The organism is Pseudomonas sp. NPDC098740 (genome assembly GCF_044760065.1).
Classification (GTDB): Bacteria; Pseudomonadota; Gammaproteobacteria; order Pseudomonadales; family Pseudomonadaceae; genus Aquipseudomonas; species Aquipseudomonas rossensis.
The window spans coordinates 18734-30397 of sequence record NZ_JBIWAM010000017.1 but is presented as its reverse complement, the minus strand read 5'-3'; the positions used below and the strand labels follow the sequence as shown (position 1 = coordinate 30397).

The following is an 11664-nucleotide window of genomic DNA, read 5'->3' as shown; positions in this document are numbered from 1 at the left end:
AAAAATTAGCGAATGAGAACAAGTATCAGAAAGGAGGGGTATGGCGAGGATAGTGAGGTGACCCATGACCCCTGTGGGAGCGAGCTTGCTCGCGATAGGGCCATGACAGGCGACATAGATGCTGACTATCCGGCCGCCATCGTCGGAACGCCGCCCGGAGCAAGCTCGCTCCCACAGGGGGTGAGTGATGTTCGGGTTTAGCTGACAGCCATCAATCCATGCCGCCGATGGTGAACGTCCAGCTGATCCTTGATCACCCGCAACACCTTGGCTTCGTGCTCGTGGATAAAGAAGTGACCGCCAGCGAGCATGTCCACCGAGAAACTGCCGTGGGTTTCCTTGCTCCAGCCGATCAACTGCTCGGTGGTGGCGCGATCAGCCTTGCCGCCAAGCACGTGAACCGGGCACTTGAGCAAGGGACGCTGCTGCGGTTCGAAACGTCCGCACATTAGAAAGTCCGCACGCAGCACCGGCAGCGTCAGGCTCATCAGCTCTTCGTTGGCCAGCACCTCTTCACTGGTGCCGTTGAGGGTGCGCAATTGCTCGATCAATTCGGCATCGGTTTTCGGTTCGGCGAAACCCCGGTCGTAGTCGGCACGCAGGGTCGGTGCGGCGGTGCCCGAAGCGAACAGCGCCACCGGTTCCGGGCAGCCCAGCGAGCGAAACGCATGGGCCATCTCACAGGCGAGCAACGCGCCAAGGCTATGACCAAACAGCGCATACGGCGTCTTGAGCGTGGCTTTTTGTTCCTGCGCGAGTTGCAGCGCCAGGCGTCGCATGTCGGTGTGCAAGGGTTCGCCAAACCGGGCGCCACGCCCCGGCAGTTCCACAGGTTGCAGCTTGAGCCACTCCGGCAGCTTGCGCCGCCAGCGGCTGTAGACCATGGCACTCGCGCCCGAATAGGGCAGGCAGAGCAATGTCAGCTGGGTCACCGGGGTTACCTCGAAAAGTTGTCTGTTAAGAGAACGGATGATCGCCGGGGAGAATTAGTCGTACAGATAACCCTGTGGGAGCGAGCCTGCTCGCAATAGCGGTATATCAGGCAACGAGCATGTGACTGACAGAACGCTTTCGCGAGCAGGCTCGCTCCCACATTTAGTCATCATTTCAAGTGGCGGAAGCTTTGGACTGCGGAACCGAGCACCACGGCGCCAGCCGCAATCGCCACCCAGAACCCGCTCCGCGCCCCAAACGCATCCACCAGCCACCCGGAACTGGCCGCACCGATCGCCACGCCAATGCTCAACCCGGTCACCAGCCAGGTCAGACCTTCAGTGAGTTTGGCCGGCGGCACGATGCGCTCCACCAACGCCATCGCCACAATCAGCGTCGGCGCAAAGAACAACCCAGCGACAAACACCGCCAGCGACAGCCCGAGAATGTTCGTCGCCAGCAGCAACGGCAGCGTGGTCACCGCCGTCGCCACCCCGCCGTACAGGAACAGTTGCGGCAACGGCAGTTTCGAGCGCAACGCCCCGAACGCCAAACCGGCCAGGCACGAGCCGATGGCATACACCGACAACACAATGCTCGCCGCCGCCGGCTGGCCCTGCTGCTGGGCGAACGCCACGCTGACCACATCCACCACACCGACGATGGTGCCCATGGCGACCATCAACAGCATCAGCAACTGAATCTCGCTGGAACGAATGATCGAGGCCTGATGATGGTCTTCATGAGGATGAATCGCCGGCTCGGTGTCACGTTGCAGCACAAACGCCGTCACCCCGATCGCCAGCATCAGCAACGCCGCCAATGGCCCGGCTTCGGGGAACGCCACCACGCACAACCCCACCGACAGTGGTGGTCCGACGATAAAGCAGACCTCGTCCAGCACCGACTCCAGCGCATAAGCAGTGTGCAGTTCAGGCTGGCCGCGATACACCTCGGTCCAGCGTGCTCGCACCATCGCCGACATGCTCGGCATGCAACCGGCCAGCGCGGCGAACACAAACAACGTCCACTGCGGCGCCTGCAAGCGAGTGCAAAGCAACACCAGCAACAACGCCCCGCCACCGATCAGTGCCGAGACTGGCAAGATCCGACGCTGCCCGAAGCGGTCCACCAACCGCGAGACCAGCGGCGCGCAAAACGCCGTGGCCAGGGCAAACGTGGCGGCCACTGCACCGGCCAATCCATACCCGCCCTGCAGCTGCGAGAGCATGGTGATCAGGCCGATGCCGGTCATGGAAATCGGCATGCGCGCGATCATGCCGGCCAGCACAAAAGCACTGCTACCTGGGGCTTTGAACAGTTCGCGGTAAGGGTTTGCCATAGGTGCAGGTCTCAACAAGGGCCTGCAAGTTGCCACAAAGGCTGATCAAGGGGAAAGCAGCTAATTGTTGGTTGAATGTGAAGCCTTCATCGCGAGCAAGCTCGCTCCCACATGGGTTCTCGGCCATACACAAAATGTGTGCACACCAAAAATCTATTGTGGGAGCGAGCTTGCTCGCGATGCGGCCAGCGCAGTCACCAAATGAACTCTCTACCGCGCAAACCAGTCAGCTAGTTAAGCCCTCGACTCAAGGCTTTAACTTCATGCAGATTTCCCTCGACCAACAAGTCGCCCTGATCACTGGTGCCAGTTCCGGCATCGGCGCCGGAGCTGCCAAGGCCCTGGCCGCCGCCGGTGCCGCCGTGGTGATCAACTACAATTCCCAGGCCGCTCCCGCTGAGGAACTGGCCCGCCAGATCAATGCTGAAGGCGGTCGAGCCATCGCCATTGGCGCCGACGTCTCCAAAGAAGCAGACGTCGAACGGTTGTTTGCACAAACCCTCGAAGCCTTCGGTTTTCTGGACATTCTGGTCGCCAACTCAGGCATGCAGAAAGACGCACCGGCCGTGGACATGAGCCTTGACGACTGGAACCAGGTGATCGGCGTCAACCTCACCGGCCAGTTCCTCTGCGCCCGCGCCGCCCTGCGAATTTTTAACCAACAAGGCATTCGCAACGGAGTCTCGCGGGCTGCTGGCAAGATCATCCACATGAGTTCGGTGCACCAGCGCATTCCCTGGGCCGGTCGCGTCAATTACGCCGCGTCCAAGGGCGGCGTCGACATGCTCATGCAAACCCTCGCCCAGGAAGTCAGCCACCAGCGCATCCGCATCAACGGCATCGCGCCGGGCGCCATTCGCACGGCGATGAATCGCGCCGCCACCGACGGCGATCACGAGCAGGAGCTGCTCAAACTCATTCCTTACGGCCGGGTCGGTGATGTCGAGGACGTCGCCAACGCGGTGGTCTTCCTCGCCTCCGATACCTCCGACTACATCGTCGGCACCACGCTGTTCATCGACGGCGGCATGAGCCTTTATCCGGAGTTTCGCGGCAATGGCTGATCATCATCCCGAACGACAAAGCGCTATCGATGCCCATGGCATCATCGGCGACATGCGCAGCGCGGCGCTGGTCAACGACAAGGGCAGTGTGGATTTTTTCTGCTGGCCCGAATTCGACAGCCCGTCGATCTTCTGCTCGCTGCTGGACACCCCTGAAGCCGGGATTTTCCAACTGTCCCCGGATTTACCCGACGCTCGCCGCGAGCAGATTTACCTGCCCGACACCAATGTGTTGCAAACCCGTTGGCTCAGCGACTGCGCGGTGGTCGAAGTCACCGACCTGCTGCCCATCGGCGACAGCGAAGATGCCACGCCGGTGCTGATGCGCCGGGTGCGTGTGGTCAGCGGCCAGGCGACGTTTCATATGCGCTGCGCCGTGCGCCATGACTACGCTCGCGCCAAGACCCGCGCACGCATGGATGAAGAAGACGTGACCTTCGAGGCCGCCGATCAGCCGTCCCTGCGCCTCTCTTCGGACCAGGTTTTACGTATCGACGGCCATGCGGCAGTCGCCGAATTCACCCTCGAACAGGACCAGAGCGCCGAGTTCATGCTGGGTGGTATCGACGATCCGCGATTCAAGGAAGGCGCCGCCGCGATCTGCCTGGAACGGACCCTGAAGTTCTGGCGTGACTGGATCGGCCAATCCAACTACCGCGGCCGCTGGCGGGAGATGGTCAATCGCTCGGCCTTGGCGTTGAAGCTGCTGACCTCCCGCAAGCATGGCGCAATCCTCGCCGCCGCCACCTTCGGCCTGCCGGAAACACCTGGCGGCGAGCGTAACTGGGACTACCGCTACACGTGGATCCGCGACGCCTCGTTCACCGTCTATGCGTTCATGCGCCTGGGCTTCGTTCAGGAAGCCAATGACTACATGCGCTGGCTGCGCGGGCGGGTCAGCGATTGCCACGGCAAACCGATGAAACTCAATATCCTCTATGCCATCGATGGCCGTCAGGAACTGCCGGAAACCGAACTCTCGCACCTCTCCGGTCATGGCGGCGCAACACCGGTACGGATCGGCAATCAGGCTTACGACCAGGTCCAGCTCGACATCTTTGGCGAATTGATGGACGCGGTGTACCTGGTCAACAAATACGGCGACGCCATCTCCCATGAAGGCTGGAAACACACGGTGGAAGTGGTCGACCAGGTCTGCGAAACCTGGGAGCAAAAGGACGTCGGCATCTGGGAAATGCGCGGCGAGCAGCATCATTTCCTGCACTCGCGGCTGATGTGCTGGGTGGCATTGGACCGAGCCATTCGCCTCGCCTCAAAACGCTCACTGCCCGCCCCGTTCGCCCGATGGGACCAGACCCGACAGGCGATCTACGCTGATATCTGGGGAAACTTCTGGAACGAAGAACGCGGGCACTTCGTCCAGCACATCGGCGGCACCGCGCTGGATGGTTCGATGCTGCTGATGCCGCTGGTGCGCTTCGTCAGCGCCAAAGACCCGCGCTGGCTCGCGACCCTCGACGCCATCGAAAAGAATCTGGTGCGCGATGGAATGGTTTACCGCTATCGCAATGACGACACCCGGATCGACGGCCTCGACGGCACCGAAGGCGCCTTCGCCGCGTGCTCATTCTGGTACGTCGAATGCCTGGCCCGCGCCGGCCGGGTGGAAAAGGCGCATCTGGAATTTGAACAGTTGCTGAGGTACGCCAACCCGCTGGGGTTGTACGCCGAAGAGTTCGACAGCCATGCGCGGCATCTGGGCAATACGCCGCAAGCGCTGACGCATTTGGCACTGATCAGTGCGGCCAGTTTTCTGGATCGGAAACTGAGCGGGGAGAAGAGCTTCTGGCAGCCTTGAGACCGTGTTGCCCCTTTCGCGAGCAAGCTCGCTCCCACATTTGATCTCGGTCGTACACAAATTTCGTGGCCACTAAAGATCAAATGTGGGAGCGAGCTTGCTCGCGAATGCGCCATCAGCCACAACACAAGACCGACTGAATACCGGCGAAAGAAACGGTGGCCGGTATAGGCAAAGCTCCTACAACCGCTAAACAGACCTGTTCAATCGCACGAAGCACCTCATTTCTATAGCCTGAAAACGTTTGTTGCCAGCCGTTACATCCCCACCTACCATCCCCCCCTCAACGGGTACAGCGGAGCTGTCCAACAAAACCCGAATTCAAGGAACCAGAATGACCCAGCGCATCCACCGCAGCATCGACACCCCTCTCAGGTCCGGACTGAACCGCGACGAATTGTGGGAAGCCCAAGACAAAGGCCTGATCAAATGCTGGGAGATCGGCCGCCAACGCGCCCCCCGTTTCCCCGAACTCGCCCAACGCTGCCTTGCCGGCGAACTGCCGGTGCTGGGCTGGAAAGGTGGCGTCAGCCGCAGCCTGAAAAAACTCGAAAAATACGGATCCCTCAAGTACCTCGCTCAGTGGCAAGGGTTACGCGGGGAAGATCTGGATATTGATGTGGGTGAAGAACGGGCGTTGACCTGTTCGCGGACCAACATGGTGGTGACGTTTACGCCGGATCGGTCGAAGTACTTCAATCAAGTGGCGTAAATCGAAGCCTAGGAAACAGGCGAAAAACAACCCTTTCTGGAGTGTCGAATGAACAATGAAGCGCTGATCCACTTCACCCAAACGCCAGGGTTGTCGCTCGCCTACGAAGAACACGGCCCTACCACCGGCGAAGCCGTCATCCTCCTCCACGGCTTCCCCTACTCCCCGCGCGCCTACGACGAAATCGCCCCGACCCTCGCCGCCAAGGGCTACCGCGTCATCGTCCCGTACCTGCGCGGTTACGGCCCGACCCGTTTCAACCACCCCGACACCCTGCGCTCCGGACAACAAGCCGCCCTCGCTCAGGATCTGCTGGATCTGATGGATGCGTTGGCCATTAAACAAGCCGCCCTGTGCGGCTACGACTGGGGCGGTCGGGCGGCGTGTATTGTGGCGGCGCTATGGCCCGAGCGGGTTCGTTGCCTGGTGACCGGCGACGGTTACAACCTTCAGGACATTCCCCATTCCACTGAACCGTTGGACCCGGAAACCGAGCACCGCCTCTGGTATCAGTACTACTTCCACACGCCACGCGGCGTCGAAGGCCTGACGAAAAGTCGCCGGGATTTGTGCGAATTACTCTGGAAGCTGTGGTCACCCACTTGGGCAAAAGGTCCTGAGTTGTATCCGTTAAGTGCACCGGCCTTCGATAATCCGGATTTCGTCGAGGTGGTGATTCACTCCTACCGCCACCGGTTCATGTACGCGCCCGGCGAGCCGGCGCTGGAGTGGATCGAAGCAGCGCTGACCCGACAGCCGCCGATCAGCGTACCGACGATTTCTCTGTGCGGTGCCGACGATGGCGTCGGACCGGCACCGGAGATAGACGAAGACATCGCCCATTTCACCGGGTGTTATGAGCGGCGAGTGTTGGCGGGCGTCGGGCATAACATTCCCGAAGAAGCACCCGAGGCAACGCTCAGAGCATTACTGGATCTGCTGGAGGGCTGACGCTGAAACGCTCGCGATAGGCCTGCGGGGTCACGCCCATGGCCCGCAGAAAACTGCGTCGAAGCGTCTCTTCGCTGCCGAATCCGCATTGCACCGCCACCCGTTTGATCGGCACGCCGGTATCGCTGAGCAAACGTCGGGCGGTCTCGACCCGAATCAGTTCGATGGCCCGGGCCGGAGTCTGGCCGGTGTCGGCGCGGTAATGGCGCACGAAGCTGCGTTCGCTCATGCCGGCCTGCAAGGCCAGGGTCGGGATGCCCAAATCCTTGGTGAGGTTTTCACTGATCCAGGCATGAAGTTCGTCGAAACGGTTGCCTTCCTTTTGCAAAGAGAGGGTCACGCTGAACTGCGACTGGCCGCCGGGGCGTTTCAGGAACACCACCAGTTGCCGCGCGACTTCCAGGGCCATCGCGCGGCCAAGATCTTCTTCGACCATGGCCAGCGCCAGATCGATACCGGCGGTGACCCCGGCCGAGGTCCAGACCGGACCGTCATTGATGAAAATCGGATTGGGCTCAACCTGCAGCCGCGGATGCTGCTGCGCCAACTGCTCGCAACGGGTCCAGTGAGTGACCACCCGCCGGCCATCGAGCCAGCCGCTGGCCGCCAGCAAAAATGCCCCGGTGCACACCGACGATACCCGTCGACACCCCGTCGCGTGTTCACGTACCCACGCCACCAGCGGTTGATCTTCGGCCGCGTCGTAAACGCCCCAGCCACCGGCAATGATCAACGTGTCACTGCCCTCTTCGGGCAATGACTCGGCCAACAGCGCCAGCCCCGCCGACGACATCACCGCCCCACCGCCGCTGGCAATCACCGACGGCGCATAAGGTGGCGGAAAACCTTGCTGGCGGGAAATATCGTTCGCCGAGGCGAACACCTGCAATGGCCCGGTGACGTCGAGCAATTGCACATTGGCAAAGGCGAGCACGTGAATGGTTTTCGGCATGATTGGCGTAATTCGTGGGGTTATTGGCGTATACGCCAAATCCTACGAGCCTAAAGTGAAGTCGTCCACCCACTTCATGAGAAAAAAGCCATGACGTTGCAGATCGGTTTTCTGTTGTTTCCACAGGTTCAGCAACTGGACCTCACAGGCCCTTACGACGTACTGGCCTCGCTGTCGGACGTGAAGGTGCATTTGATCTGGAAGGACCTGATGCCCATTACCGCAAGCACGGGCCTGGTGCTGAAACCGACCACCACGTTCGACGATTGCCCGCCGCTGGATGTGATCTGCATTCCCGGCGGCAGCGGCGTCGGGCCGTTGATGGAGGACGAAGAGACGCTGGCCTTCATCAAGGCGCAGGCCGCCACCGCACGTTACGTCACGTCGGTGTGTACCGGCGCGCTGGTGCTCGGTGCGGCGGGTCTGCTGAAGGGCAAGCGCGCCACCACTCACTGGGCTTATCACGAATTGCTGGCGCCTTTAGGGGCGATCCCGGTGAAGGATCGGGTGGTGCGCGACGGCAATCTGTTGACCGGTGGCGGGATTACGGCGGGCATCGATTTTGCCCTGACCCTGGCCGCGGAGCTGTTCGATAAGGACACGGCAGAGCTGGTGCAGTTGCAGCTCGAATACGCCCCGGCGCCGCCGTTTGCGTCGGGCAACCCTGAGACGGCTCCGGTCAGTGTGCTGGAGGAGGCCCGCAAACGTGCTGCCGGGTCATTGAAGCTGCGCTCGGAAATCACTGAACGTGTAGCGGCGAAACTCGATCAGTTGTCAGCTAACTGATCCATCCTGACCGGCAGCCAGTGCCTGGCTACCGTTCCCCCGGCCAGAATGATGCGCCGAGGATTTTCCATCGCCCATAAAAAAACCCGCCTAAGCGGGTTTCTCAAGACCATTTCGACATCCTGTCGGCAGCCATCTTGGCCAATGGTCGATCATCCTTGATCCTGAGCGCTTCCTGCGACTCAGTTGATGGATCCAGAATAAACACATCGGTGAAGCGTAAACAGAGGACATACCAGCGCTCTGGAGTAAGCCATTGACCATTCCAGCCTTGAAGCCCTCTCTTGTAGCAACTGCCGAAGCCTTTTCGACAGGCGAAAAAAAACCCGCCGAAGCGGGTTTTTCCCAAGACCATTACGACTCCCTGTCGGCAGCGATTCCTTGCTTATGGTCGATCATCCGTGATCCCGAGCACTTCCTGTGCTTCGGTTGATGAAGCTAGATTACGCTTCGGATCCAATGTGCAACAGACGACATAGCTACCATCGCGTGTAGGACATTCGCTATAGCCGCCCTTCCGAAAACCCTTAGACGGCTCAGGTATCGAGCATTGAAGCCGCGAGTTTTGCGGCCTGTAGCTGACCTTCGGCCGCCAGGGCGTCGTCATCCTCGAGAAACCAGGCTGCCGACAATCCGGCAAACGCCAACACCCATTGCAGTAACCGTCGACGCTCGAGGTCGGCGGCGTCAGCCACCACCGCTATCTGCCTGTGGAAACGTTGCGTATCAGTCACCGTCGGCAAGTCCGGATTACAGATCAGGTTGGCGTAATCGAATCCGCGCTCACCGATCACCCGCTTGGGATCGATGGCCAGCCAACCCCGCGGGCCGAAGTCCAGAACATTGTCGTGATGCATGTCGCCGTGCAGCACCACGACGTCCTGCGGTTCGGCCAACAAGGCTTCGGCAGTGGCGAGACTGAGGGAATAAGGGCCGCCAAACTGTTCAGCCGCCAAACGAAGCGACTTGAACCATGGCGCCAATGGAACCAGGAGCGGTGGTGGCGACGGCCGCGGCGCGTGCAGCCGCGCCAATGTCGCACACAGTATCTGGCTGGCTTCGTCGTCCTGACCGTTGAGCGCCATGTGCATCAGCGATCGCTGGCCCATGGCACGCTCGATCAACAACCCGTCGCCGTCATGGGCATAGACGTGGGCAGCGCCCTCGCCGCCCCACCAGGTCATCAACAGATTGCCGAACTTTTCTTCGGCATCGACAGCAATCTTCAACATCGCCGGCACATCACCCATGCGTACCGGCAACAAACGACTGCCGGGCGTGATGATCGGATCACCGTCCGGCACCAGCGCCCAGCGTTTCAGCCAAGGTTCGAACATGCAGCCATCACTCTTCCTGACGCTCGCGCGCCTTGGCACTGACTTTGAGAAACTCTTCGATATTGTTCATCTGCTCATCCCAACCGCGGCTGTCCATGCGGAACGCCTTGAGTCGGCGCGTCTGAGGGATGTGATCGAAACCGGACTCGGTGACCTTGAGTAACGTGCCTTCATCCATGTCTTCGAGCTCGAACTTCACCAGTGTGGTGGGCTCCTGAGAGTAATCGAGCTCAGGCTCCACGGCATACGGGTGCCAGCGAAACGAAAACACCCGTTCCGGCTCGACACGCTCCACCAGAACGTTCCACAGCAAGTGCTCATAACCCGGGTACGTAATCTGCCCCTGGGTCCACTCACCGGCGACAAAACGCTTGCCTTCCAGCGCCACGCCAAACCACTGTCCGAAAGCTTCGGCATTGGCCAGCACGCGCCAGACCTGCGAGCGCGGCGTTTTGAGCAGGATCTTCCTTTCAATGCGATCTGATGCTGGATTCATAAGTCACCTCCTGTACTGAACAGTAGGCCTGTAAGACCACAAGACCAACCCTAAAGTTGTATCAATCGGGTATCTCAATCAACCCAGTACGAAATACTCAGCTGCATTTCGAAGTGTAACTGCTGGTTTGAAGACAAAACGAGTAGACCGAAACTACTAACGTTAAAAACGAAATTGACTCAGACAAGGACGATTCATGCAGCTTTCACTTACGGAACGTTATCGCGGAGCCCTGCTGGGCCTGGCCAGCGGCACCCTCACACAATCAGGAGCACGCGATGAATAGCCTGCATGGCAGCTGTTTGTGTAAAGCCGTCGAGTACCAAGTCGATAGCCTCGACATGCCCATCAGTCATTGCCACTGCCAAACCTGTCGCAAGGCACACGCGGCGGCATTCGCCTCGACAGCCGGGGTCATGCGCGAACATTTTCGCTGGATCAAAGGCCAGGACCGACTGAGCAGCTACGAATCGTCACCAGGCAAGCTTCGGCATTTCTGTTCGTTCTGCGGTTCACACTTGGTGGCTGAACGCTTGGCCCAACCCCACGTTATCGTTCGTGTGGCGACACTGGACGATGACCCGAAAATGACGCCTCAGGCGCATATCTGGACGACACATGACGTGCCGTGGCTTGCCTATGAATCGATAAAAAAATGCCCTGAATGGCAAACATAAAGGGTCGAATACGGCACTAAACTGCACCCCAACTTTCCTGTCACAGCGAGAATCCCCATGCACCCACGCTTTCTTCTGGCACTGACGCCTCTGCTGTTCACTACCGCCGCTTATGCGGTGGACTGCGATAACGCCACCGATCAGGCCACGATGAATCAGTGCGCGGCACAGCAGCACAAGACGGCGGACAAGGAGTTGAATGCGCTTTACCAGCAGATCAACGAGCGTTTGAAGAGCACCCCCGAAAGCAAAAAGCTGCTGATCGGGGCGCAGCGTTCGTGGATTGCGTTTCGGGATGCCGAGTGCAAGTTCTCGAGCGCCGGGGTGGAAGGCGGGAGTGTGTATCCGCTGATCTACAGCAACTGCATCACTGAGTTGACCAAGGCGCGGGTGGAGACTTTCAAGAATTACTTGAAGTGTCAGGAGGGGGATATGAGTTGTCCGGTGCCTGGGGCTTGATTCTCTAGCGTCTATCAGGGCCTCTTCGCGGGCAAGTCGAATCGTCGCACCGCCGCTCCCACAATGACCGAGTTGAAACGCAGATTTGCATTCAACGCTGGACAATGTGGGAGCGGGCTTGCCCGCGAAGGCGCCA

The 11664-nt window shown here is 60.0% G+C and carries 13 protein-coding genes; 7 read left to right on the top strand and 6 right to left on the bottom strand.

Features of this window, described 5'->3' with window-relative positions; translation table 11 throughout:
* Window positions 1–197 precede the first annotated feature (197 nt).
* Both ACIQU2_RS20385 and ACIQU2_RS20380 read right to left on the bottom strand, forming a co-directional pair.
* Complete coding sequence (locus ACIQU2_RS20385) at window positions 198–932, bottom strand: alpha/beta fold hydrolase (protein WP_347802737.1); 735 nt, start codon at window positions 930–932, stop codon at window positions 198–200.
* Between the two features lie 170 nt (window positions 933–1102).
* Entirely contained in the window at window positions 1103–2275 is a 1173-nt protein-coding gene (locus ACIQU2_RS20380) for an MFS transporter (RefSeq protein ID WP_347802738.1), read from the bottom strand.
* 263 nt (window positions 2276–2538) lie between these two features.
* On the opposite strand from ACIQU2_RS20380, the gene ACIQU2_RS20375 reads away from it, so the two are divergent.
* The 4 genes from ACIQU2_RS20375 (at window position 2539) to ACIQU2_RS20360 (ending at window position 6821) form a co-directional block, all read left to right on the top strand.
* Window positions 2539–3339 (top strand): glucose 1-dehydrogenase, encoded by an 801-nt coding sequence (locus tag ACIQU2_RS20375; RefSeq protein WP_403143601.1) that lies wholly within the window; start codon window positions 2539–2541, stop codon window positions 3337–3339.
* Window positions 3332–5158 (top strand): glycoside hydrolase family 15 protein, encoded by a 1827-nt coding sequence (locus ACIQU2_RS20370; protein ID WP_403143599.1) that lies wholly within the window; start codon window positions 3332–3334, stop codon window positions 5156–5158. Before ACIQU2_RS20375 ends, ACIQU2_RS20370 begins: the two co-directional genes overlap by 8 nt.
* 334 nt (window positions 5159–5492) lie before the next feature.
* Window positions 5493–5870 (top strand): hypothetical protein, encoded by a 378-nt coding sequence (locus ACIQU2_RS20365; RefSeq protein WP_403143598.1) that lies wholly within the window; start codon window positions 5493–5495, stop codon window positions 5868–5870.
* A 48-nt stretch (window positions 5871–5918) separates the two neighbouring features.
* A complete protein-coding gene (locus tag ACIQU2_RS20360) occupies window positions 5919–6821 on the top strand; it encodes an alpha/beta hydrolase (protein ID WP_347802742.1) in 903 nt (300 codons plus the stop codon).
* Here ACIQU2_RS20360 and ACIQU2_RS20355 read toward each other — a convergent pair.
* Window positions 6790–7773, bottom strand: coding sequence for a GlxA family transcriptional regulator (locus ACIQU2_RS20355; protein ID WP_403143597.1), 984 nt, complete (start codon window positions 7771–7773; stop codon window positions 6790–6792). The two genes, ACIQU2_RS20360 and ACIQU2_RS20355, sit on opposite strands and share 32 nt — an antisense overlap.
* A gap of 90 nt (window positions 7774–7863) precedes the next feature.
* Between ACIQU2_RS20355 and inhA the strand changes: the two genes are divergently transcribed.
* The gene (inhA, locus tag ACIQU2_RS20350; RefSeq protein ID WP_403143595.1) at window positions 7864–8559 is read left to right on the top strand and encodes an isonitrile hydratase; all 696 of its coding nucleotides are present in this window, start codon (window positions 7864–7866) and stop codon (window positions 8557–8559) included.
* A 103-nt stretch (window positions 8560–8662) separates the two neighbouring features.
* Here inhA and ACIQU2_RS20345 read toward each other — a convergent pair whose 3' ends face one another.
* The 3 genes from ACIQU2_RS20345 to ACIQU2_RS20335 all read right to left on the bottom strand — a co-directional run bounded on the left by ACIQU2_RS20345 (window position 8663) and on the right by ACIQU2_RS20335 (window position 10392).
* Window positions 8663–8914 carry a hypothetical protein gene (locus tag ACIQU2_RS20345; RefSeq protein ID WP_403143593.1) on the bottom strand — a complete coding sequence of 84 codons (252 nt, stop codon included), beginning with the start codon at window positions 8912–8914 and terminating at the stop codon, window positions 8663–8665.
* Window positions 8915–9095: 181 nt separating this feature from the next.
* On the bottom strand, window positions 9096–9896 hold the full coding sequence (locus tag ACIQU2_RS20340) for an aminoglycoside phosphotransferase family protein (protein WP_403143591.1): 801 nt from the start codon (window positions 9894–9896) through the stop codon (window positions 9096–9098).
* 7 nt (window positions 9897–9903) lie between these two features.
* Entirely contained in the window at window positions 9904–10392 is a 489-nt protein-coding gene (locus ACIQU2_RS20335; RefSeq protein WP_282480961.1) for an SRPBCC family protein, read from the bottom strand.
* A gap of 278 nt (window positions 10393–10670) precedes the next feature.
* Between ACIQU2_RS20335 and ACIQU2_RS20330 the strand changes: the two genes are divergently transcribed.
* Entirely contained in the window at window positions 10671–11069 is a 399-nt protein-coding gene (locus tag ACIQU2_RS20330) for a GFA family protein (protein ID WP_403143589.1), read from the top strand.
* A gap of 57 nt (window positions 11070–11126) precedes the next feature.
* Complete coding sequence (locus ACIQU2_RS20325) at window positions 11127–11528, top strand: lysozyme inhibitor LprI family protein (protein WP_403143587.1); 402 nt, start codon at window positions 11127–11129, stop codon at window positions 11526–11528.
* The last annotated feature ends 136 nt before the right edge of the window (window positions 11529–11664 follow it).